The sequence below is a fragment of the Rhodovastum atsumiense genome (genome assembly GCF_937425535.1).
In the GTDB taxonomy this organism is placed as follows: Bacteria; Pseudomonadota; Alphaproteobacteria; order Acetobacterales; family Acetobacteraceae; genus Rhodovastum; species Rhodovastum atsumiense.
The window spans coordinates 21,686-45,076 of the sequence record NZ_OW485601.1; the positions used below are offsets into that span (position 1 = coordinate 21,686).

Below are 23,391 nucleotides of genomic sequence, written 5' to 3' on the forward strand. Positions count from 1 at the left end.
CATGCGCCCCCTGGAGATCCTGGCCGTGCTCGCGGTGCTGGCCGGGCTGCTGCGACCGGGATGGCTGGCGGCCCTGGCGGTACTGGCGGCGGCGGCGCAGCTCGTGGTCGAAGGGGCGCGCTGGCAGATGGTGCCGGTCTATCTGGCGGCGTCCCTGGCCGTGCTCGCCGGCGTGGCGGAGCTGTCCGATCGCAAGGGGCTGCGCCTGGCCGCCCTCTGCGGCGCGATGGTGCTGGCGGTCGCCGGCGTGGGCGCCGCCATCGCCTTCCCGATCTTCCGCCTGCCGCCGCCGACCGGATCCGCCCCGGTTGGCACACGGCTGCTGCAGGTGCCGGCCGGGCCGGACGGGCGGGTGTTGTCGCTGCAGATCTGGTACCCGGCCCGGCCGGACGCGGCCCTCGCCACCGCTCGCTATCGCGACACCGCCCCGGGGCTACTGCTGTCGCATCTTCCCCTGGTGCCCACCCATGCCCGCCTGGAAGCACCGATCACGCCGGGCCCGCATCCGGTCGTCCTGTACGCGCATGGCTGGGGCGGCTTCCCGCAGGACAACACAGCGCTGGTGGAAGACCTCGCGAGCCACGGCTTCGTCGTGGTCGCGGTGGGCACGCCCGGCGGCTTGGGCACCGGGCACGCGGCGGACGGCAGGCCGGTCGACCTGGACGGGCCACTCGACCTCTCCAGCGACGCGGCGACCGCCACTACGCAACTGATCGGGGCGCTGAACACCGCCGCCCGGGCACGCGACCTGGTGCGGGTGCTGGACACACTGGCCGCGCTGAATGCCGGCGATCCCGCCGGCCCCTTTACCGGAGCCTTGCAGGCCGCACGGGCCGGGGTGCTCGGCTTTTCCTTCGGCGGCTCGGTCGCGGCCGAGACCGCCCGCATCGACCGGCGCGTGGTCGCGGTCATGAACATGGATGGCTGGCTGTTCGGCCCGGTCCAGCGCACCGGCGTCGCGGTGCCATACCTGGTCATGAGCGACGACGCCCCCCTGCCCGCGCCCGGCGACGAGACGGCCGCCGATGCCGGCCGGCGCAACTGGGCCATCCTGATGAACCGCGACTGGACCTGCATGCGCGCCGGCTTCGCCCGCCATGGCGGCGAGCTGATGTTCCTGACCGGATCGCTGCACACCAATTTTTCGGACCGGCCGTACTACTCGCCGATTCGCCGCTGGAGCGGCGCGGGCCGGATCGACCCGGCCCGTGCCACCGCGATCCAGCGGCGCATCGCCGTCACCTTCTTCGGCCGGTGGCTGCGCGGTGATCCGGCCCCGCCACCGGACCAGGACGGATCGCCCTTCCCGGAAATCCGGCGGCAGACCTGGCCGCTTCCCGCGCCGGCCGAGGCCGCTGCCGGGTAAGGCCCGGCCGGGGCACCGGGATCGCGCACGCGATTGTGTCTCCGCCCGACCCGGCACCGGGCGGTTTGTTCGGCCATGGGAGAAAACGGCAACGCGGGCGGATGCTGAGCATCGAGGATTTCCGGCTGGAGGGGCGCGTGGCCCTGGTGAGCGGTGCCGGACATGGCATCGGGCGCGCGGTGGCCGAGGCATTCGGGGCGGCGGGGGCCCGGGTGGGCGTGGTCGAACCGGCCGATGCCGCGGCGGCCGAAGCCGTCGCCGGCGGCATCCGCGCAAGCGGCGGCGAGGCGCTGGCGCTGCCGGCCGATCCCGCCGACGCCGCCGCCGCGGCCGGGCTGATCGACAGCGTCGTGCGGCAGCTCGGCGGGCTCGACGTCCTGGTCACCAGCAGCGGCGCAGCCGCGCCGCTCGCCTTGCGCGACATCACCGCGGAGGAGTGGGAGGACGGGCTGCGCCGGCATCTCTCCGCAGCCTTCTTCCTGGCACGGCACGCACTTGCTTACATGTCCGTCCGCAAATGGGGCCGCGTGATCCTGATGCCGGGCGCGCCGGCCGGACCGATGCTCGCCGCACAGGCCGGGCTGCAGGGCCTCGCCCGGGCGATCGCAAGCGAATTCGGCGCCGACGGCATCACCGCGAACATCGTCGCCGCCGGCGCGATCGACACGGCGGGGGGCGAATGGTGGCGCGAGCACCGGATCCGCAACCGCATCACCGCGCAGGTGCCGCTCGGCCGGCTTGGCAGCGCCGACGAGGTCGCGGCGGCCTGCCTGTTCCTGAGCAGCCCTGCCGGCGGCTTCGTCTCCGGCCAGGTCCTGCATGTCGACGGCGGGCAGGGCACTGGTTGAATGTTGAGCAGGCCCGCCCCGGTGCCGTGCCATACTGGCCGGGAGCCGCGGCCGCACGGGCAGACCCTGCCGGTGCGGGGTCTTGTTCGCTCGTCCGGCTCCGGTTCGTCACGACGGCCGCAGGATGACAACGGGTTTCCCCGTGGGAGGAGCGAGATGAGCTTCGTCGATGACATGCTGAACGCCCTGTCAGGCACCCAGGGAGGGACTCATCCCTGGCTGATCCAGGCCGTGCGCGGCATCGCCGGCGACGACCAGGGCGCCGGCCCCGGCATCGCCTGGGTCCTGCAGAGACTGGAAGCGGCCGGCTACGGCGCCGCGGTGCGCGCCTGGACGCATGGGCTGAAGACCCCGGACGTGGCACCGCACGACCTGCATGCCGCCCTGGGCGACGCGCAGGTGCAGGCGATGGCGCATCGCGCCAACCTCACGCCCGACGAGCTGGTCGGCAAACTCAGCCAGCATCTTCCGGGCATCGTCGCCCATCTCTCGACGGACGGCAGGTTCCCGGGCTGAGCTGATCAGCGTCCCGCCGGGACGGTCGCCAGCAACCGGGCCACCGCTTCCAGCAACTGCACGGCGCGGTACGGCTTGTCGAGGACGGGCAGCCCCGCCATGTCGCCAGTGGCCTTGTCCAGATCGGCATAGCCGGTGACCACAAGCACCGGCAGCCCCGGCCGCAGCGCGCGCGCATGGCGGACGAGCACGCTACCGGTCATCTTCGGCATCGCCAGGTCGGTCACCAGCAGATCGACCGCCGTGCCCGCCTGCAGCAGCGCCAGCGCGACCGCGCCGTTCCCCGCCTGCAGGACACGGTAGCCGGCCTCATCCAGCGTGCAGGCGGCGAATTCCACGACATCCTCGTCATCATCCACCAGCAGGATCGTGGCCCCGCCCACCGCTGCCGGCGGTGCCTCGGCGCTCCCGGCGGAGAGATCGACCGGGAGGGCCTCGGCGCGCGGCAGCCAGAGGCTGACCGTGGTTCCCTCGCCGGGCTGGCTCTCGATCTGCACGCCGCCCCCCGACTGCATGGCGACCCCGTGCACCATCGACAATCCCAACCCGGAGCCGCGGCCCACCGGCTTGGTGGTGAAGAACGGCTCGCAGGCCCGCGCCAGCGTCGCCACATCCATCCCGACCCCGGTATCGACCACCGAAATGCGAACGTATTCACCCGCGGCCAGCTCCGCCGGATGGGTCGCCCCGGGAAGAACCGTCTCGTTGCCGGCCGAGATGATCAGCGTGCCCCCCTCGGGCATGGCGTCACGCGCATTGATGGCGAGGTTCAGCAGCACCAGCTCCAGTTGGGCGGGATCGGAGCGGACATGCCACAGGCCGGGCGGCAGCAGGCCGGCGACCCGCACGGCCGGGCCAATGGTGCGGGCAAGCAGGTTTTCCATGCCGCCGACCAGGGCCTGCAGATCCACCGCCTGCGGATGCAGCACCTGGCGGCGGGCGAAGGCCAGCATGCGCCGGATCAACGCCGCGCCGCGATCGGCCGCGCGCGATGCGCCGAGGAGCAGGCGCTGCAATTCGGCCTGGCCGGCGCTGCGGCGCATCGCCAGTTGCAGGTTGCCGATCACCGCCGTGAGCAGGTTGTTGAAGTCATGGGCGATGCCGCCGGTCAGGTAGCCCAGCACCTCCATTTTCTGCGACTGCAGCAGATCGGCCTGGGCCCTCTGGCGCTCCCGCATTTCGGCCTCGAGCTGCTGCGTGCGTTCGGCGACGCGCCGCTCGAGCTCGGCATTGGCCCGCGCCAGCGCCGCCTCGCTGTGCCCGGCGGCATCCACCAACTCGTTGACGGCCCGCGCGATGCGCGCGATCTCGCCGCCGCCGCCCGGCACACGCACATGGATGCCGCGGGTCCCTTCGCGCCACTGCTCCACCGCCCGCAGGATGTCCCCGACCGGCTCACCGATGATCCGCCGCGCCACCAGGAAGGCCAGGATGCAGGCCAGGCCGAACCCCAGGGCCATCAGCAGGTAGGTGCGCCGCGAGGCCGCCGCGCCTTCGGCATAGGCGGCATCGGTGTCATAGCCGACGCTGACGAACAGATCCGGCATCGGCGCCACCGGCGGGACGTAGCCGATGATACGGCGCACGCCGTCGCCGCCGCGCCATTCGGTCACGCCCGGCGCGGTGGCGGTCATCATCCAGCCGAATCCGGCCGTGACCAGATCGTCTTCCTTGCCGCCTTCCGGCAACGGCAGCAGGATATGCCCCGCCCGATCGGCCAGCATCACGCTGTACGGCGCCGGCAACTCCCGGCCCTCGATCTGCGTGCGCAGGCGCCGCAGGTCCAGGCCGGCCATCAGCATGGCGTCCGGCACCCCGGCGAGGCCGTGCACCGGATACACCACGCCGAGCAGGGAGCGGCCGGTAAAAGGGTCAAGGACATGGCCGCCGACGCTGAAACCACCCCGCCCGGCGGCCGACGGGACAGGCACGAACGTGCCGGAGGCTGCCTCCGGGGATGCCTGGGGACTGCCGCAGAGCACCCGCCCCGCGGCATCGACCAGCGCGAGCGTACCGTCCGGCAGCGCCCGCTCGCGCACGTCGGCGAGCGCCGCCATGCAGGCGGCCGGGTCGCCGGCGCGAATCGCCGGATGCGCGGCGAGCGCGACCAGCATGCCGCGGATGCCACTGAGCAACAGTTCCAGTTCGCCGGCGACGCTGCGCGCCTCGTGCTGCGCCTCGGCGCGCATGTCCCGCTCGGTGGCGGCGCGCAGGGCGTTCTCGTTGTAGAGCTGGATGCCCAGGGCGGGCAGCAGCGCCACCACGATGACCAGGACCACGCGCAGCAGCAGGCTCATTGGGTGGCCCGGGAATCGGTGAACGACGCGCACGCCTATAGGCGGCACTCCGTTTCGAGTCCACGCCGAAACCCGCCGGGGCCGAAACCCGCCTGATCGGCGGGAAAGCCGCCCTGCCGGACCGCTTCCCCGCGCGGGATCAGATCACCCGGGTGGTCCGCGCCCAGTCGAAATAGAGCTGCCGCGCCTTCGCACCGATCGGGCCGGCATTCAGCGCCCGTTGCTCGAAGCGGCTGCAGGGCACGACCTTGCCGTAATTGCCGGTCGAGAAGATTTCGTCGGCGTCCTGCAGGTCCGCGACGGTCAGCTTTGCCTCCTCGGCGGGGATGCCGGCCTCGTTCAGCAGCGCCAGCACGCGCCGGCGGGTGATGCCAGCGAGGAAGGTGCCGTTGGCTGCCGGCGTCAGCACCCGGCCGTCCTTGGCGATCATCAGGTTGGCGAAGGCGAATTCCGCCACGTTGTCCCAGGGATCGAGCATCACCGCCGCCTCGAAGCCGCGGTCATTGGCCTCGCGGGTGGCGCGGTCGGAATTGGGATAGAGACAGGCGGCCTTGGCATTGGTCGGGGCCATTTCCGGCGCCGGGCGGCGCAGCGGCGACAGCGTGGCCGAGAACCCGGCCGGGCCGGGCAGCGGCGCCTCGAAGATGTGCAGCACGAAGCGGGTCTCTGCCGCCCCGACGAAATGGCCTTCGCCGGCGGCGTAGAACACCGGCTTGATGTAGAGTTCCGCCTCTGGTCCGAAGCGGCGGATCCCCTCGATCGCGAGCCGCTCGATCTCCTCGGCGGCGATGGCCGGATGCAGCCCGAGATTGGTGGCCGAGGCCACGGCGCGCCGGCAATGCAGGTCGAGGTCGGGGGCGCAGCCCTGGAAGGCGCGGGCGCCGTCGAACGTCACCGAGGCCAGCCAGAACGCATGATCCTGCGGCCCGAGCAGGCGCGGCGGCGTCTCTGTCCATGCCCCGTCCAGCCAGAAGGTTGCCCGCATGTCCGTGCTCCGTCGCTTGACCGTTGATCGCGCAACCTTGTGCGCGCGGCACGCCGCGTCAAGCCACCGCCAGCAGGGCCGCCATCTCGTGGCGCGAGGGGAAGGCGGTGAAGCAGCCCGGCCGCGACACCGCGAGGGCGGCGGCGCGCAGGGCGGTGTCGACCGGGCGCGTGGCCCCCAGCGCCATGGCGGCAACCAGGGCGCCGCAGAACGCATCGCCGCCCCCGCTGGTGTCATTCACCACGGTCGCCACCGCCGGCAGCCGTGCCACCCCCGCCGCATCCGCCACCACGCAGCCCTGCGGGCCGAGGGTCACGATCGCCATGCCCGCGCCGCGCAGCGCCTCGGCCGCCCGCGCCGGATCGGCATGGCCGGTGAGCTCCGCCGCCTCGCCCTCGTTGGCTACCACCACGTCGCACAGCTTCAGCAGGCGCCCGTAGTTCCAGCGCAGCGGCGCGGCGTTCACCACGAGGCGGGCACCCCGGGCACGGGCCAGGGTGGCGGCGTCAACGGTCACCGTTTCCGACAGATTGCCCTGCAGCAGCAGGATGTCACCCGCCCCCATCTCCACCACGAAGGCCTCGGCCTCGACGGCCGGCAGCGCCATGGCACAGTCGCCGGTGCTGACGATGCAGTTCTCGGCGGTGTCGTCGACCAGCAGGGTGGACAGGTCGGTGGGCGCCTCCACCTCCGGCAGGCGCAACGAGGCGAAGGGCTCCTGCGCCAGCGCGGTGCGCACCACCACCGCCTCCGGCCCTGGCCCGAGCGGCGCGCAGAGATGCACCGGCACGCCCGCGCGGGCGGCCACCACCGCCTGGTTCAGCCCCTTGCCGCCGGGCGCGCGCGCCATCGCCGAGGCCAGCAGCGTCTCGCCGGGCAGCGGCAGCCGCGGCACGCGCAGCGTGATGTCGACGCTGGCATTGCCCAGGACAAAGACGTGGGTCATGCACGGGCCCGTGCGACCGCCGTCATGAAGGTCCGCAACCGGTCCGGATCCACCGGATTCCACCATACGCCGTCCACTTTCAACCAGCTTGCCACGATGACCGCATCCGCCACGGCGAGGATGTCGCCGACATTGTCCGGGGTCACGCCCGACCCTACCACCACCGGCAACGAACAGCCCGCGGCAACGGCGCGCAGCTCCTCGAGCGGGGCGGCGTCGCCGGTGCGCTGGCCGGTGACGATCGCGGCATCCGCGTCGAAGAATTCGGCATCGCGCGCCATCTCGGGGATCGAACGGTCGGCGACGATGGCATGCGCGCCATGCTTGACATGCACGTCCGCGAAAATGCGCACCTCCCGCGCGCGCAGCCAGGCCCGGTAGCGCGCCGCCGCGCCGGCCGGCCCCTCGATGAGGCCTTCGTTGGCAACATAGGCGTTGGCCCACTGGTTCACCCGGATGAAACCCGCCCCCGCCGCCTTGGCCACCGCGAGCGCCATCACGGCCCCGTTGGCAAGCACGTTCACCCCGGTCGGCAGGCCGCTGGCCACGCGCACCGCCTGGGTCATCACCGCCATGCAGGCGGCGGTCTCCGGACCGAGCGCCTCGGGCTTGGCGAAGGGGATGTCGCCATGGTTCTCGACGATCAGGCCGTCCACCCCGCCGGCGCGGTAGCGCTCGGCCTCGGCGAGGGCGAAATCCAGGATCTCGGCCATGGGCTCGCCGTCATAGGCGGGGGAGCCGGGCAAGGGACGCGAATGAATGACCCCGATCACCGCCTGCCGGCGGCCGAACAGGGCGGCGACAGCGTTCGGCTTGGAAAGGAACACGGGCTTGGCTGGCATGGGACCTCCTGGCACGGGGCGGGCAACGCCAGTGCTGTGACCGCGACGGACAATCCCATCGCGCCGCGGCCCTGGCCCTTGATTTGGTGTTCCGATTCGCGCGACGGGGCAGAGGCATTTGTCGCAACCGGAACACTACCCCGGCCGGACCCGATGCTTCAACGAATGGAGACGATGCCGCAGCGGACGGCGGGGATCGTCGCCCCGGCCGTTCCGCCCGGTTGCCAGACGGCGCCGCAGCACCATCTGGCAAAACGGAGGCGTGCGATCGCGTAACGTCCCTGGCCTGATCGGGGGCAGGCGCAGGAACCGTCGTGCCTCCCGTTCGTACCGGCTGCGGCCCTGGCGCGATCGGAATGGCGCGACGACGATCAGGCCCGGCGAGCATTGCCGTTCACATCGTCGCGGATATCGGCCGATGGTGAATCGTTGACGCACGGGGGGTGCTACACAGCGTTGTTCATGCCATGGATCCCGAAGCCCGGTGCCCTGGCGAGGGATGTCGCCGCACTCCCCGACAGCAAGAATGGCCTGAATGAACCGGCCATGTCGGGCGCGCGCGGTCATGGTGCAATGTGCGTCGGTTGCGTTGGCAGACGCAGGGACGGGATCAGGTGGTCGTCAGCAGTAGCGGCCCTTGGACAGGCTCCTTTCCCATCAAACATTGTCGAGGGAAAGGCACGAATTTCTCACTTTTACGGCGATGGATTGTGATGGATTTTTCGCCCCTGGCGTGCAAGCATGCAGTCAAGCCCGTGTTACAAACACGGGGACACACGGCATTTCAATCAAAGCACGGCCGACAACCTGAGCCACACCTGGGCAGAGTCGTCGGATCATCGGTCCGTCTGCGGGCAGAAGATGAAATGCCCACCAGCCGGATCGTGGATGTGAGAGAGTGGCCCGCCCGCCACGAGCAGCAAGGGTCATCGCGTCTGGGGTCGATTGTTCTCGACGCCCGTAAACTGGTTTTTTTATCTTCGTGGCAGAGAATTTAGGAGAGGGGACTCCCACCCCGCTCCTTAACATTCGGGTGACGAGGTCCGTGGCTAGGCGCGTCACCCGTTACACACCCTGAAAAGGGGCGCCGTGGCCGAAAGCTGCGCTCCGATGCGTGAGGAGTATCTCTATGAGCGTCGACCTTCTTCGCTCGCGCTTCTCGAGCCATTTCGAGGCCCGGCGCGATGCGGAAATACCCCTGGAAGCGTTCCTCGAACGCTGCCGTACCGACCCGAAGACCTATAGCAGCGCTGCCGAGCGACTGCTGACGGCGATCGGCGAGGCCGAAATCATCGACACCTCCCAGGACCCGCGGCTCGGCCGGATCTTCGCCAACCGGACGATCCGCCGCTACCCCGCCTTCAGCGAGTTCCACGGCATGGAGGAGACGATCGAGCGCATCGTCGGCTTTCTCCGCCATGCCGCGCAGGGGCTCGAGGAACGCAAGCAGATCCTGTACCTGCTCGGCCCGGTCGGCGGTGGGAAGTCCTCGCTCGCCGAGCGGCTGAAGGAGCTGATGGAGCGCGAGCCGATCTACGTGCTCAAGGCCGGCGAGGAAGTCAGCCCCGTGTTCGAGAGCCCGCTCTCGCTGTTCAGCGACCCGCACATGGTCGACACGCTGGAGACCGAGTACGGCATCCCGCGGCGCGCGGTGCGCGGGCCGATGAGCCCGTGGGCGCTGAAGCGGTTGCAGGAATTCGGCGGCGACGCCTTCCGCTTCAGCGTGATGAAGATGATGCCGAGCCGGCTGCGCCAGGTCGGGGTGGCCAAGACCGAGCCGGGCGACGAGAACAACCAGGACATCTCCACCCTGGTCGGCAAGGTCGATATCCGCAAGCTGGAAGCCTTCGCCCAGAACGACCCCGACGCCTACAGCTTCTCGGGCGGGCTCAATCGCGCCAACCAGGGCATCCTCGAGTTCGTCGAGATGTTCAAGGCGCCGATCAAGATGCTGCATCCGCTGCTGACCGCCACCCAGGAAGGCAACTATGTCGGCACGGAGAACATCGGCGCCCTGCCCTTCCAGGGCCTGATCCTCGCCCACTCCAACGAGGCCGAGTGGCAGACCTTCAAGAACAATCGCAACAACGAAGCCTTCATCGACCGCATTTATGTCGTAAAGGTGCCGTACTGCCTGCGCGTGACCGAGGAACAGGCGATCTACCGCAAGATGCTGGCCGCCTCCGAGCTCGCCAACGCGGCCTGCGCCCCGGGCACGATCGAGATGCTCGCCCGCTTCGCCGTGCTGTCGCGGGTGAAGGAGCACCCGAATTCCAACCTGTTCAGCAAGATGCGCGTCTATGATGGCGAGGCCATCAAGGAACAGGACCCGCAGGCGCGCAGCGTGCAGGAATACCGCGACGCCGCCGGCGTGGACGAGGGCATGTCCGGCATCTCCACCCGCTTCGCCTTCAAGGTGCTCTCGCAAACCTTCAATTTCGACAGCACCGAGGTTGCGGCCGATCCGGTCCACCTCATGTACGTGCTCGAGCGGCTGCTGCGCCAAGAGCAGTTCCCCGAGGATGTCGAGAAGAAACTGTTGAACTTCATCAAGGCGATGCTGGCGCCGCGTTATGCCGAGTTCATCGGCAACGAGATCCAGAAGGCGTACCTGGAATCCTACAGCGACTACGGCCAGAACCTGTTCGAACGCTACATCTCCCTGGCCGATGCCTGGATCGAGGACGCCGATTTCAAGGATCCCGATACCGGCACGCTGATGAGCCGGGACGAGCTGAACGCCGAGCTCACCAAGATCGAGAAGCCCGCGGGCATCGCCAATCCCAAGGACTTCCGCAACGAGGTGGTGAAGTTCGCCCTGCGCGCCAAGGCGCGCGACGGCGGGCGGATGCCACGCTGGACCGCCTATGAGAAGATCCGCGAAGTGATTGAACGGCGCATGTTCAGCCAGGTGGAAGACCTGCTGCCGATCATCTCCTTTGGGGCGAAGAAGGACGTCGAGACCGAGCGCAAGCACGGTGACTTCATCGCGCGCATGCGTGACCGCGGCTACACCGAACGGCAGGTACGCCGCTCCGTGGAGTGGTTCATGCGCGTGCAGAAGTCCGGGTGAGACGCCCGGCCGCAAGACCATCAACACAGGCCATGCCATGATCATCGTCGACCGCCGTCCGAATCCGCAGGGCAAGAGCCTGCCCAACCGGCAGCGCTTCCTGTCCCGCGTGAAAGCCCAGGTGCGGAGGGCTGTCGCTGACAGCATCGACCGCCGGCGCGTCTCGGACGTCGGCGCCGAGGAGGAGGTAAAGGTCCGGGTGGCCGGGACCTCCGAGCCGCATTTCCGCATCGCCCCCGGCGGTGACGGAGACTATGTGGTCCCCGGCACCGGCACGCTGAACCGCGGCGACCGCATCCCCAAGCCCCAGGGCGGCGGGGGCGGTCGCGGACGGGAAGCGGCGGATTCGGGGGGCGGCGAGGATGCCTTCGAATTCACCCTCTCCCGCGAGGAGTTCCTCGACTTCTTCTTCGAGGAACTGGAACTGCCGCGCCTGGCCCGCACCCAGCTCGGCGAGGCGACTCTCAGCAAGCCGCGCCGTGCCGGCTTCACCGTCTCCGGCTCGCCCACCGCGCTGGATGTGCGGCGGACCATGCGCAACAGCCTCGCCCGCCGGGTGGCGCTGCGCCGCCCCGACCGCGAGGAGATCGAGGAAGCGCAGGCCGAGGTCGCCGCCGCCATCAAGGCGCATGACGACGCCCGGCTCGCGCGGGCACGGGCGCATCTCGACCTGGTGCTGCGACGCACCGCCCGCATTCCCTTCGTCGATCCGATCGACGTGCGCTATCGCCGTCACGAAAGGGTCAAGCTGCCGGCCTCGGACGCCGTCATGTTCTGCCTGATGGACGTCTCCGGATCGATGACCGAGCACATGAAGGGGCTGGCCAAGCGCTTCTTCATGCTGTTGCACCTGTTCCTCGAACGCAAATATACGCGCGTGCATGTGGTGTTCATCCGCCACACCGAGAAGGCGCAGGAAGTGGACGAGGATACTTTCTTCCGCTCCCGCGAGACCGGCGGCACCATCGTCTCCTCGGCGCTGACCGAGATGCTGCGCGTGCAATCGGAACGTTTCCCGCCGAGCGACTACAACATCTACGTGGCGCAGGCGTCGGACGGCGACAACCTGCACGCCGATGCCGGGGCGGTGGTCGAGCTGATGGGCCGCATCCTGCCACTGGTCCGCTACTTCGCCTATGTCGAGACCGGCCATGGCGAGGAGGAACGCTTCGGCATCGCGCGCGGGCTGGAAACCAGCCTGTGGGGCACCTATCGCAGCATCCTCGGCGAGAGCGCGCCACAACTGGCGATGCGCAAGCTGTCGGAGGTCCGCGACGTCTGGGGCGTGTTCGCCGACCTGTTCCGCAAGAATCCTGCCGGAGCGACGCCATGACTCTGCTGTTCGACGGCGCGGAATGGGATTTCGGCAAGCTCGACGCCACCTTCCGTGCCTGCGAGGAAATCGCGGTCGGCGAACTGGGGCTGACCTGCTACCCGAACCAGGTCGAGGTGATCACCTCCGAGCAGATGCTGGATGCCTATTCCAGCGTCGGCCTGCCGCTGATGTACCGCCACTGGAGCTTCGGCAAGCGCTTCGCCCGCGACGATCTGCTCTACCGGGCCGGCATGCAGAATCTCGCCTACGAAATCGTCATCAACTCCAATCCCTGCATCGCCTATCTGATGGAGGAGAACACGATGACGATGCAGGCGCTGGTGATTGCCCACGCCTGTTTTGGCCATAACCACTTCTTCCGCAACAACCACCTGTTCCGGCAATGGACGGATGCCGACGGCATCCTCGATTACCTCGCCTTCGCCCGCCGCTTCGTCGCCGAATGCGAGGAGCGTCACGGCATGGCCGCGGTGGAGCGCATCCTCGACGCCGCCCACGCGCTGCAGGGCCAGGGCGTGCATCGCTATCTGCGGCGCAAATGGCGGCTTGCGGACGAAGAGACGCGGGCGCGCGAGCGGCAGAAGCACGAGGAGGAAAGTTACAATCCGCTCTGGACCACCGTTCCGGCACCCGAGCGCAGCGCGGTGGCCAAGAAGGCCGTGAACGAGGCCAAGGCGCGGCTGAACCTGCCCGAGGAGAACCTGCTCTATCTCTGCGAGAAGCACTCGCCCCGGTTGCGGGGATGGGAACGTGAGCTGGTCCGGATCGTGCGGGTGGTCGCCCAGTATTTCTACCCGCAGATGCAGACCAAGCTGTCCAACGAGGGCTGCGCCACCACGGTGCACTACGCCATCATGAGCCGGCTGCACGACCGCGGCCAGATCAGCGACGGCGCCTTCATGGAGTTCCTGGCTTCCCACACCGCGGTCACGCGCCAGCCGACGCTCGCCGACCAGAATTTCCAGGGCTGGAACCCGTACGCCCTGGGATTCGCCATCATGCGCGACGTCGAGCGCATCTGCACCGAGCCGGACGCAGAGGACGAGCGCTGGTTCCCCGGCTTCGCCGGCAACGGCGATCCCTGGGGCACGTTGCGCGAGGCCTGGGCGGAGTATCGCGACGAAAGCCTGGTGCGGCAGTTCCTCGGTCCCAAGGTCATGCGCCAGTTCCGCATGGTGAACCTGACCGACCGGTCCAACGATCCGGCCCTGGTGGTGACGGATATCCATGACGATGTGGGCTATCGCCGCATCCGCTCGCAACTCGCCGACCGCTACGACCCGGCGCATTACGGGCCGCTGATCGAGGCCACCGATGTCGACCTGTTCGGCGACCGCAGCCTGCTGGTGACGCATATCTCCCGTCGCAAGTCCCGCCTGCACGATTCCTCGGCCCGTCAGACGCTGGCGCATCTGCAGGTGCTGTGGGGGTATCCGGTGACGCTGCAGGAAGTCGACGCCGAGACCGACCGGGTGCTGGGCGAGATCCGCGCCGGCATGTAGCCGGCCGAAAACCCGGGATCCAAGGGCTTCGCCCTTGGTGGAGGTCCAGGAGGCGAAGCCTCCTGGTGGGGTTTGGGGCAACGCCCCAACGACCTTCTCGACCCAGGCATCTTGGGGCGTTGCCCCAAACCCCACCAGGGCCTTGCCCTGGACCCACCAAGGGCTTCGCCCTTGGATCCCGCTTATCAGCACCCGTTTTCGGTTTAGCGACAGAACCGCAGAATCGCGGTATGGGCGCAATCGATGATTGTCGCGGCCGGCATGGCCGTATCATCATGATAAATCAAATGCCCCACCGCGTCGCACCAGCGGCGTCAGACCTTGAGAGCGACCATGGCATCACCGTCCCGGCAGCGGGTCACAGAGTCTCGACCGACCGGACAGGAGGACGTGCTCCTCCTCGAAGAGTTCCTGCCCTTCCGACTGGTCGTGCTCGCATCCAGCGTCGGCCAGGGCTTCACCCGGCTCTATACCCAGCGCTTCGGCGTCGGCCTGCCGGAATGGCGGGTAATCGCCATGCTGGGCCAGCACGGCACCCTGACCTCGAAAGCCGTCGGCGAGCGGACGTTCATGCACAAGACCATGGTCTCGCGCGCGGTCTCCGACCTGGAACGCGACGACCTGGTGGTGCGCGAGCCGAACCGGGCCGACAAGCGCGAGGTGTTCCTCTCGCTGAGCGAGAAAGGACAGCGCGTCTATGCCGAGATCGTCCCACTCGCCCGTGAATACGCCACCCGCCTGACCGCCGACCTGACCAAGGAAGACCTGGCGGCGCTCGATCGCATCGTGGCGATCCTGCACGAGCGCTCCGGCGAGGTGTTCTCCGCCGAACGCCGGGAATAAGCGGGGCCGCGCGGGACGGCTGGACCGCCCGCGCGGTCGGTTCAGGCGCCCGCCGGCTCGCGGCCGACGCGGACCAGCATCTTCCCGAAATTCCCGCCCCGCAGCACCTGGCGCAAGGCTTCGGGCGCTGCATCGAGGCCATCGACGATCGTCTCGCGATGCCGGAGCGATCCGTCCGCGACCCATGGGGCGGCGAGCGCGCGCCACTCGGCGAAGCGTTCCGGCTTGTCGCTGACGATCATGCCCTCGATGCGCACGCGCTTGGCCACCACGAAGCCCAGATTGGGGCCGGGCGGGAACTCGGCCTCGTTGTACTGGGCGATCATGCCGCACATGACCACGCGGGCGAAGGGATTGAGCCGGGCGAACACCGCTTCCTGCACGGCACCGCCGACATTCTCGAAATAGACATCGATGCCGTTCGGGCAGGCATCGGCGAGTGCCAGGTCGAGATTGCCGACGCGATGATCGACGCAATCATCGAAGCCCAGCGTCTCCTGCACCCAGACGCATTTATCCGCCCCGCCGGCGATGCCCACCACGCGCGCGCCGGCCCGCTTGGCCAGTTGGCCGGCGACCGACCCGACCCCGCCCGAGGCCGCCGACACCACCACCGTCTCGCCCGCCTTCGGCTGGCCGATATCCTTCATGCCCGAATAGGCGGTGGTACCGGGCATGCCCAGCACGCCGAGATAGGCGCCGAGCGGCGCACCGGGACGCTCGATCCGGGCCAGTGCCCCGGCCCGGCTGATGCTGTGGGTCTGCCAGCCGCGGCTGCCCACCACCACGTCGCCGGGGGAGAAGCCGGGATCGTTGCTGGCGAGCACCTCGCCGACCGTCTCCCCGGTCATGACGCCGCCGATCGCCACCGGCTCGGCATAGGATTTCCGGTCCGACATGCGGCCGCGCATATAGGGATCGATCGACAGCCAGATCGTGCGGGTCAGCACCTCGCCCGGCCCCGGTTCGGGAACCGGCTCCTCGACGATCTGGAAATCCTCCCGCCGCGGCTCGCCGGTAGGGCGGCGGCGCAGGATGATCGAGCGGCGGATGTCTGGCACGGGGGTACTCCCTTTCAGTCAAGGGCCTCAGGACCCGGCCCGATGCCGTGACATCACGCGGCACGGGGCAGCGGGCACGGGGAACCTGATCCCTCCCCTTTTCAGGCCGTCTCGGCCTTGAGCACAAGCCGTCCCGTCACCTTGCCGTCGCGCAGGCGCATCAATGCCTCGTTGGCCTGGCTCTGCGGCACGGTCTGCACCGGCACCGGCGCGAGCCGGCCGTCCTGCGCCAGCGCCACCAGTTCCCGCAATTCCCGGGGATTGCCGACATAGCTTCCCTGCACGGTCAGCGCCCGGATCGGCATCAGCGGCAGCGGCAGGGACAACTCGCCCCCGAACAGCCCGACCTGGATCAGCTTGCCGCCCTTGCGCAGCGAATCGAAGGCAAAGCGGGCCGTGGCGGTGCCGTTCACGAGGTCGATGATGGCGACCGGCTGGGCGCCACAGGCCTCGATGATGGCACGATGCACCGCGGGTCCGGAACCATCCACCGTCCGGCTGGCGCCGGCCTGCTCCGCGGCGGCGCGCTTCTCGGCGCTGATGTCGACCACGACGATGGCCCGGTGTCCCAGGGCCCGCAGCACCGAGATCGCCTGCAGGCCAAGCCCGCCCGCCCCCACCAGGACGATCGGCTCGTCGGGCGGCAACGGCAGCACCTTGTTGATGGCGGAATAGACGGTGATGCCCGAACAGGCATAGGTGGCGGCGACAGCCGGATCGATGGTGCCGGGATCAACCAGATGCCGGGGATGCGGCGCCAGCACATGCGTCGCGTAGCCGCCATGCTGGTAGATGCCGATCGACCGCGGCGTGAGGCACATATTGTCCTGTTCGGAGCTGCAGGCGGCGCAGTTGCCGCAGCCGACCCATGGGAAGACGATGCGGATATCGCCCGGCTTCACCCCGGTCGCCTCCGGGCCAAGCTTGACGACGCGGCCAACCACCTCATGCCCCATCGCCACCGGCAGGGTCAGGCCACGATCCTTCAGGTTCATCACCTTGCCGCCGCCAAGGTCGTAGCGCCCCTCCCAGATGTGGATATCAGAGTGGCAGACACCACAATATGTGGTCTCGAGCAGGATTTCGGTCCCTTGCGGCTCCGGGGTTGGCAGATCCAGTTCCTGCAAGGGCGCTTCGTTCTCGACCACAGCCCAGGCGCGCATGGGACTTCCTCCGTTTATTGATTGTCCGGATGAAGTGAATGCGGGCGCGATGCGGGCGTCAAGCAGGGCGGCGACGGCGCGCCGGATCAGGCGTCCTGCTGACGCCCCTGCTCGAGGAAATAGTCGTCCGGACCAGAGCTGTCGCGCCCCGTCCGCGGCAGCAATTCAGCGGCTTTCTGCGCCGCTTCCTCCATTTCGAGCAGGGAAGGCTCCCGCCCGATCGCCGCGAAGGGTTCGAGCGCCGCTTCCAGGACCCGGATGCGCTCGTAGAGAGCGTCGATCTGCTCGTCGGTCAGATGATGCCGTCCCATGTGGCATTCCCCCTGTTGGCGCGATCATAGCCAGATTCCCGCGGCGCTGCCCATGGTTCGACCGGATCGCGCGTGGCCTCAGGCGTCCTCGGCGAGCAGCTCGGGATTGACCACGCGGATCGGCGCGCCGTCGAGAAACGCCAGGACATTCTCGATGCTGGCCCGGTAGAAGGCGGCCATGTTGGTCTCGGTGACATAGCCGAGATGGGGCGTCAGCACCGCGTTGGGAACGATGCGCAACGGATGCGCCGGCGGCAACGGCTCGATGTCGTAGACATCGAGCCCGGCGAGGATGCGCCCGCCATCCAGGGCGGCGAGCAGCGCGTCCTGGTCGACCAGCGGGCCGCGCGAGGTGTTGACCAGAATGGCACCACGCTTCATCGCCGCGATCTCGCGCGCCCCCACCACCCCGCGGGTGCGCGGCGAGAGCACGAGATGGATGCTGATGGCATCGGCGCGGGCGAACAACTCGTCCTTGCCGACGCGGGTGACGCCCAGTTCCTGGGCGCGCGCTTCGGTCAGGTTCTGGCTCCAGGCGATCACCTGCATGTCGAGCGCCTTGCCGTACCGCGCGACGCGACCGCCGATATGGCCCAGGCCAACGAGGCCGAGCGTGCGACCGGCCAGTTCCAGCCCGGGCGGCACACCGTCCTGGAAGAAGCCCGTGCGGATGCGCGCATCGCCCAGCGGGATCCGCCGCGCGCAGGCCAGCAACAGCCCAAGCGCCAGTTCCGCCGTGGCGTGGGAGGAACGGCCGGCGGTGTTGCAGACCAGGATGCCCTTCGCCGTCGCGGCCGCCGTGTCGATCGCGGCATTGCGGGCACCGGTGAAGCTGAGCAGCCGCAACTCGCCGAGGCGCTGCAGCACCGCGGCGGGAAACTGCGTGCGCTCGCGCATGGCCAGCACGATGTCGAAGCCCGCGAGCCTCTGCACGAGGTCGTCGGGCGTGGCGATGGCATTGCGGAAGAACACCACCTCGGCGCGCGCGCGCAGGACCGACCAGTCCGCCAGCTTCTCGGCGATACCCTGCCAGTCGTCCAACACCGCAACCCGCGCCATCACTCTCTCCACTCCGGCCCGCTACACCCTGCAACGGCCGCCCCCCGTTCGCAAGGCAACGTGTGACAGGTCGCACACGAAGAAAATCCATGGCATTGCGTGTCGGCAACGGAACCAGGCCGGTCAGGCGCAGATGACGGCTTGCCGCCCCCCGGGGCAGGAGCATCAGCGCTGTGGCGGCGTCGTCTTCGGTGGTTGGGTGATCGGAATCTCTCCCCCCGGCCGCACGCCATAGGCATTGCTTTTGCTCTCGGGTACGGCAGCGGCGTCCTGGGCGGCGCGGTCGTTCAACTGGCGCCCGATCCGGTCGAGATCCTGCTCTTCCTGGCGGGCCTGGGCATCGCTCGGCGCGACGCCGGCCCGGCGCTGGCTGTCCTCGACGCCGGTGGCGCCGGGCTGGTGGGCCGTGCCATCCCAGACATTGCCATTGCGAGCCGGTTGGCCGGTGGCAACGGCCGGCAGCAGCAGGGTGGCAAAGAATGCAAGACGCGGCATCGTGCGCGGCGGCATGGCGGCATCCTCCCTGCCTGGAGAAACGCGCGGGATCAGGAGAAGTACCGTCGTCGGAACGCGGCCCAGGGCGGATACGGGATCAGTGCGCCACGACCTTGCGATAAAGATGCCAGGTGGCATGGCCAAGTACGGGCAGCACGATGACAAGCCCGAAAAAGAGCGGGATCGAGCCGATCACCAGGCTGGCGGCAACGATCAGTCCCCACATCGCCATCGGCCGCGGATTCGCGGCGACCGCGCGAATCGAGGTCCACACCGCCGTCTCGAGCCCCACCTCGCGGTCCAGCATCAGCGGAAAGGAAACGACGCTGATCGCCATGACCAGCAGGGCGAAGAGAAAGCCGGCGCCGATCCCGCCGACGATCATCGCCCAGCCCGCCGGGGTGGTGAAGACGTCCTGGACGAAGGCCGAGACGGAGACAGGCGGTTCGGGACCAAGGGTCACGTCGTAGATCGCCTGCGCCGCCAGCAGCCAGAGCACGAAAATGCCGGTCAGGATGAGCCCCAGCAGCAGGATCGCGCCGAAGGCAGGCGCACGGACCACGCCAAAGGCGCTCGACCAGCCGGCATGCCCGCCCCGTTCCCGTTGCCGGCTCATTTCATAGAGCCCGACCCCCGCCAGCGGGCCGACCAGCGCGAAGCCGGATGCGAGCGGGAACAGCAGCGGCACCATGCCATAGCCGGCGGCCGCACGCGCCATGACAAGACCCAGCACCGGATAGAGGACACAGAGGAACAGCACGTCCGTGCGGTTCGCCCCGAAATCGTCCAGACCCCTGGCCAGCACATCCCAGAGCTCGGACGATCGGATGCGGCGGACGACCGGCGTCACGGCCGCCGCGGGGCGATCGACCGGGTGGACGGAGTGGCTCGCCGAGCGGATGGCCGAGCCGGCATGGATGGAGCGATCGGCCACCCATTCGACGGGATTGCGAATGGTCATGCTGTTTCCTCCCGGATTTCTGGTTCCGAGGGCCGTGGGCAAACCATGACCGGGTCATCCAGGCCGGGTCACCAGTCATGAAACCCACAGCCCTTGTATCGGGAAAACATATCACCCGCGTCCTGGCGGAATCCACGTGGTATCCGGGCCGGTGCCCGGGCACGGTTACGCGATCCGTCCGCCACGCACCGTGCCCGGGACTCCGCGGCAATTGACAGCACAAGCGAAAGTCGATTATTAATTGAGATTAAGTTGCAGTCTGATCAAGACTGGCAGTGCCGGCTGTGTACATCGCCTCCGACAGAACAATGACGCGCACGCGAAGGGGGAGATCATGGCGAGTGTGACGCCATCTGAGCGCGATCACGCCGATGCATCCACGGCCCGACTGCATGATTCGGAACCCAAGCCCGGCGACCGGGCCCGCTGATCCCGGCGGGCGGCAAGGATCCCTGACGCATGGTTCCCGCACTCGTCCTGGTGCTGATCGTCGTCGGCTCGGTGCTGTTCCACTTCCTCAGCCCCTGGTGGTTCACGCCCATCGCCTCGAACTGGCACTATATCGACACCACGATCCTGATCACGTTCTGGATCACCGGCTTCGTCTTCACCGCCGTCGTCCTGTTCATGGCCTGGTGCGTGTTCCGCTTCCGCCACCGCCCCGGACACCGCGCCGCCTACGATCCCGAAAACCGGCGCCTGGAATCATGGCTGGGCATCGCGACCGCGATCGGGGTCGCGGCGATGTTGGCCCCCGGCCTGTTCGTCTGGCGGGACTTCGTGAACGTGCCGCAGCAGGCTGCCGAAATCGAGATCGTCGGCCAGCAATGGCAATGGGGTTTCCGCCTGCCCGGCAAGGAAGGCCGCCTTGGCACGACCGACGCCAAATTCGTGAGCGCCGACAACCCGCTCGGGCTCAATCCCGACGATCCCGCCGGACGGGACAACGTCGTGGTGATCGGCGATGACCTGCATCTGCCGGTCGGCCACCCCGTCAAGCTGCTGCTCCGCTCCATCGATGTCGTGCACGATTTCTGGGTGCCGGAGTTCCGCGCCAAGATGGACCTGATGCCGGGCCTGGTCACGTATTTCTGGGTCACGCCGACGCGAACCGGCACGTTCGAGATCTTCTGTGCCGGCTTCTGCGGTATCGGGCACCCGCAGATGCGCGGCAATCTCGTGGTCGATACCGAGGGCGACTACCGGAGCTGGCTGGCAAAGCAGAAGACCTTCGCCGAATTGTCACCGCCGGCCGCGGAAAAATAAGGGGGAAGCGTTGCGATGGTCGATGTCACGCTGGGCGCGGGCGGGGCCGGCGCGGCGGCCGAAAGCGGGGAGATGGAGCTTTACCACCCGCAGAGCTGGGTCACGAAATATGTCTGGTCGCAGGACGCCAAGGTCATCGCCATCCAGTATGCGCTGACGGCGATGGCAATCGGCCTGGTGGCGCTGGTGCTGTCCTGGCTGATGCGACTGCAACTGGCCTTCCCCGGCCAGTTCGCCTTCATCCAGTCATCCGACTACTATCAGTTCATCACCATGCACGGCATGATCATGGTGATCTACCTGCTCACGGCGCTGTTCCTGGGGGGATTCGGCAACTACCTCATTCCGCTGATGGTGGGGGCCCGGGACATGGTGTTCCCCTATGCGAACATGCTGAGCTACTGGATCTACCTGCTCGCGGTGCTGGTCCTGGTTGCCGGCTTCTTCGTCCCCGACGGCCCCACCGGCGCGGGCTGGACGCTCTATCCGCCCCAGGCCATCCTCGCCGGCACACCGGGGGAAAGCTGGGGCATCATCCTGATGCTCGTCTCGCTGATCCTGTTCATCATCGGCTTCACCATGGGCGGGCTGAACTACGTGGTGACGGTGCTGCAGGCACGCACGCGCGGGATGACGCTGATGCGCCTGCCGCTGACGGTCTGGGGCATCTTCACCGCGACCGTGATGGCCTTGCTGGCCTTCCCCGCCCTGTTCGTCGCCTCCGTGATGATGCTGTTCGACCGGCTGTTGGGCACCAGCTTCTTCATGCCGGGCCTGGTGGCAATGGGCGAGCACCTGAAATACGGCGGCGGCAGCCCGATCCTGTGGCAGCACCTGTTCTGGTTCTTCGGCCATCCCGAGGTCTACATCGTCGCCCTGCCCGCCTTCGGCATCGTCTCCGACCTGATCAGCACGCATGCGCGCAAGAACATCTTCGGCTACCGCATGATGGTCTGGGCGATCGTGGCGATCGGCGCGCTCAGCTTCGTCGTCTGGGCCCACCACATGTACGTCAGCGGCATGAACCCGCGCTTCGGATTCTTCTTCGCCACCACGACACTGATCATCGCCGTGCCGACCGCGATCAAGGTCTATAACTGGATCCTGACGCTGTGGCGCGGCGACATCCACCTGACGGTGCCGATGCTGTTCGCCCTGGGGTTCATCGTCACCTTCGTCAATGGCGGGCTGACCGGCCTGTTCCTCGGCAACGTGGTGGTGGACGTGCCGCTGTCGGGGACCATGTTCGTGGTTGCCCATTTCCACATGGTGATGGGCGTGGCACCGATCCTCGTCGTCTTCGGCGGCATCTATCACTGGTACCCGAAGATCACCGGACGGATGCTCGACGATCGGCTGGGCAAGCTGCATTTCTGGATCACCTTCCTGGGCGCCTACGCGATCTTCTTCCCCATGCACTATCTCGGCCTGATGGGGGTGCCGCGCCGCTATTACGAGATGGGGGCCGCCGCCTTCGTGCCGCCCTCAGCGGAGACGCTGAACATCTTCATCACCGTGGCGGCCCTGGTGGTCGGGGCGGCGCAACTGCTGTTCTTCTTCAATCTGGTCTGGAGCCTCGTCAGGGGCCGGGCGGCCGGCGGCAACCCCTGGAACGCCACCACGCTGGAATGGCAGACGCCGCACACGCCGCCGCAGCATGGCAACTGGGGCCGCGACCTGCCGGTGGTCTATCGCTGGGCCTATGACTACAGCGTGCCGGGCGCCGAACGCGATTTCCTGCCACAGAACCAGCCCCCCTCCCCCCAGACCGCCTGACCGGGAAGCCGGCGCGTGGCCGCCATGCTCGTGTTCCTGGGCATCATCGCCGCCATCAGCTTCGGATGGCTGGCGCGGCAGCGGCTCGCATCCAGGCCATGGCTGGAGGAAGGCATCCCGGACGAGGGCAGCGGCGCCGTGCGCCTGCCGGCCGCGAAGCTCGGCCTGGGTGTGTTCCTCGCCGTGGCCGGATCGCTGTTCGCGTTGCTGATCAGCGCCTATGTGCTGCGCACGGAGGTGGCGGCGCCCGATGGCAGCGGTCTGCTTCTGCTGTCGGCGCCCCGGCTGCTGTGGTTCAACACAGGCGTGCTTGCCACCGGCAGCGTTGCCCTGCACCTGGCCCAGGCCGCGGCGCGCCGGGGCCACAGGGCCGGCCTGCGCGATGGGTTGCTGGCCGGCGGGCTGGCGGCCCTGACCTTCGTAGCGGGACAGGTGCTGGTATGGCGGCAACTCGCGGAGGCCGGATATTTCCTGACGACCAGCCCGGCCAGTTCCTTCTTCTACCTGATCACCGGCCTGCACGGGCTGCACGTGCTGGGCGGCGTGGCGGCCCTGGCCCGGACCACCGCCCGGCTGCGGCACGGCGTGCCCACGGAAAGCCTGTGCCTGGGCGTGGAGCTTTGCGCCCTCTACTGGCACTTCCTGCTGCTGGCCTGGGTGGTCCTGTTCGCCGTGCTGATGGGCTGGGCCGGCAATGTCCTCGATGTCTGCCGTGCCTGGCTTGGCTGATGCCGCAGCGGGGACC

20 protein-coding genes are annotated in these 23,391 nt (G+C 68.5%); 10 read left to right on the top strand and 10 right to left on the bottom strand.

Annotated features, from left to right (window positions below):
• The first annotated feature begins 1 nt into the window (after position 1).
• The 3 genes from NBY65_RS00090 (at position 2) to NBY65_RS00100 (ending at position 2,730) form a co-directional block, all read left to right on the top strand.
• Entirely contained in the window at positions 2 to 1,366 is a 1,365-nt protein-coding gene (locus tag NBY65_RS00090; protein ID WP_150043812.1) for an alpha/beta hydrolase family protein, read from the top strand.
• A 101-nt stretch (positions 1,367 to 1,467) separates the two neighbouring features.
• Positions 1,468 to 2,214 carry an SDR family NAD(P)-dependent oxidoreductase gene (locus NBY65_RS00095; RefSeq protein ID WP_150043813.1) on the top strand — a complete coding sequence of 249 codons (747 nt, stop codon included), beginning with the start codon at positions 1,468 to 1,470 and terminating at the stop codon, positions 2,212 to 2,214.
• A 156-nt stretch (positions 2,215 to 2,370) separates the two neighbouring features.
• Positions 2,371 to 2,730: a YidB family protein gene (locus NBY65_RS00100; protein WP_162530791.1), complete on the top strand. Its 360-nt coding sequence runs from the start codon at positions 2,371 to 2,373 to the stop codon at positions 2,728 to 2,730.
• Between the two features lie 5 nt (positions 2,731 to 2,735).
• Here NBY65_RS00100 and NBY65_RS00105 read toward each other — a convergent pair whose 3' ends face one another.
• From NBY65_RS00105 to NBY65_RS00120, 4 genes are all read right to left on the bottom strand, one after another.
• Entirely contained in the window at positions 2,736 to 5,027 is a 2,292-nt protein-coding gene (locus tag NBY65_RS00105) for a hybrid sensor histidine kinase/response regulator (RefSeq protein WP_150043817.1), read from the bottom strand.
• 139 nt (positions 5,028 to 5,166) lie between these two features.
• Complete coding sequence (locus NBY65_RS00110; protein WP_150043819.1) at positions 5,167 to 6,012, bottom strand: branched-chain amino acid aminotransferase; 846 nt, start codon at positions 6,010 to 6,012, stop codon at positions 5,167 to 5,169.
• A 58-nt stretch (positions 6,013 to 6,070) separates the two neighbouring features.
• The gene (locus NBY65_RS00115; RefSeq protein ID WP_162530792.1) at positions 6,071 to 6,958 is read right to left on the bottom strand and encodes a ribokinase; all 888 of its coding nucleotides are present in this window, start codon (positions 6,956 to 6,958) and stop codon (positions 6,071 to 6,073) included.
• The gene (locus tag NBY65_RS00120) at positions 6,955 to 7,800 is read right to left on the bottom strand and encodes a BtpA/SgcQ family protein (RefSeq protein ID WP_150043823.1); all 846 of its coding nucleotides are present in this window, start codon (positions 7,798 to 7,800) and stop codon (positions 6,955 to 6,957) included. Before NBY65_RS00120 ends, NBY65_RS00115 begins: the two co-directional genes overlap by 4 nt.
• A 1,129-nt stretch (positions 7,801 to 8,929) precedes the next feature.
• Between NBY65_RS00120 and NBY65_RS00125 the strand changes: the two genes are divergently transcribed.
• The 4 genes from NBY65_RS00125 to NBY65_RS00140 all read left to right on the top strand — a co-directional run bounded on the left by NBY65_RS00125 (position 8,930) and on the right by NBY65_RS00140 (position 14,554).
• A complete protein-coding gene (locus NBY65_RS00125) occupies positions 8,930 to 10,873 on the top strand; it encodes a PrkA family serine protein kinase (RefSeq protein WP_150043825.1) in 1,944 nt (647 codons plus the stop codon).
• 37 nt (positions 10,874 to 10,910) lie between these two features.
• Entirely contained in the window at positions 10,911 to 12,206 is a 1,296-nt protein-coding gene (locus tag NBY65_RS00130; protein ID WP_150043827.1) for a YeaH/YhbH family protein, read from the top strand.
• Positions 12,203 to 13,711 (top strand): SpoVR family protein, encoded by a 1,509-nt coding sequence (locus NBY65_RS00135; RefSeq protein WP_150043829.1) that lies wholly within the window; start codon positions 12,203 to 12,205, stop codon positions 13,709 to 13,711. Before NBY65_RS00130 ends, NBY65_RS00135 begins: the two co-directional genes overlap by 4 nt.
• Positions 13,712 to 14,101: 390 nt before the next feature.
• Positions 14,102 to 14,554 (top strand): MarR family winged helix-turn-helix transcriptional regulator, encoded by a 453-nt coding sequence (locus NBY65_RS00140; RefSeq protein WP_203330612.1) that lies wholly within the window; start codon positions 14,102 to 14,104, stop codon positions 14,552 to 14,554.
• 41 nt (positions 14,555 to 14,595) lie between these two features.
• Here NBY65_RS00140 and NBY65_RS00145 read toward each other — a convergent pair whose 3' ends face one another.
• The 6 genes from NBY65_RS00145 to NBY65_RS00170 form a co-directional block, all read right to left on the bottom strand.
• Positions 14,596 to 15,615: an NADP-dependent oxidoreductase gene (locus NBY65_RS00145; protein ID WP_150042920.1), complete on the bottom strand. Its 1,020-nt coding sequence runs from the start codon at positions 15,613 to 15,615 to the stop codon at positions 14,596 to 14,598.
• A gap of 101 nt (positions 15,616 to 15,716) precedes the next feature.
• A complete protein-coding gene (locus NBY65_RS00150; RefSeq protein ID WP_150042921.1) occupies positions 15,717 to 16,778 on the bottom strand; it encodes an alcohol dehydrogenase in 1,062 nt (353 codons plus the stop codon).
• Positions 16,779 to 16,864: 86 nt separating this feature from the next.
• The gene (locus NBY65_RS00155) at positions 16,865 to 17,089 is read right to left on the bottom strand and encodes a hypothetical protein (protein WP_150042922.1); all 225 of its coding nucleotides are present in this window, start codon (positions 17,087 to 17,089) and stop codon (positions 16,865 to 16,867) included.
• Between the two features lie 78 nt (positions 17,090 to 17,167).
• A complete protein-coding gene (locus tag NBY65_RS00160; RefSeq protein ID WP_150042923.1) occupies positions 17,168 to 18,148 on the bottom strand; it encodes a D-2-hydroxyacid dehydrogenase family protein in 981 nt (326 codons plus the stop codon).
• 165 nt (positions 18,149 to 18,313) lie between these two features.
• A complete protein-coding gene (locus NBY65_RS00165; protein WP_150042924.1) occupies positions 18,314 to 18,658 on the bottom strand; it encodes a hypothetical protein in 345 nt (114 codons plus the stop codon).
• Between the two features lie 82 nt (positions 18,659 to 18,740).
• Complete coding sequence (locus NBY65_RS00170; RefSeq protein ID WP_150042925.1) at positions 18,741 to 19,604, bottom strand: DUF2189 domain-containing protein; 864 nt, start codon at positions 19,602 to 19,604, stop codon at positions 18,741 to 18,743.
• 459 nt (positions 19,605 to 20,063) lie between these two features.
• Here NBY65_RS00170 and NBY65_RS00175 point away from each other — a divergent pair, with 459 nt between their 5' ends.
• From NBY65_RS00175 to NBY65_RS00185, 3 genes are read left to right on the top strand one after another with little or no spacing between them, the layout of a single operon-like run.
• On the top strand, positions 20,064 to 20,870 hold the full coding sequence (locus NBY65_RS00175) for a cytochrome c oxidase subunit II (RefSeq protein ID WP_150042926.1): 807 nt from the start codon (positions 20,064 to 20,066) through the stop codon (positions 20,868 to 20,870).
• A 15-nt stretch (positions 20,871 to 20,885) separates the two neighbouring features.
• The gene (ctaD, locus tag NBY65_RS00180) at positions 20,886 to 22,646 is read left to right on the top strand and encodes a cytochrome c oxidase subunit I (protein ID WP_150042927.1); all 1,761 of its coding nucleotides are present in this window, start codon (positions 20,886 to 20,888) and stop codon (positions 22,644 to 22,646) included.
• A 24-nt stretch (positions 22,647 to 22,670) separates the two neighbouring features.
• Positions 22,671 to 23,375: a cytochrome c oxidase subunit 3 gene (locus NBY65_RS00185; protein WP_239002938.1), complete on the top strand. Its 705-nt coding sequence runs from the start codon at positions 22,671 to 22,673 to the stop codon at positions 23,373 to 23,375.
• Positions 23,376 to 23,391 lie beyond the last annotated feature (16 nt).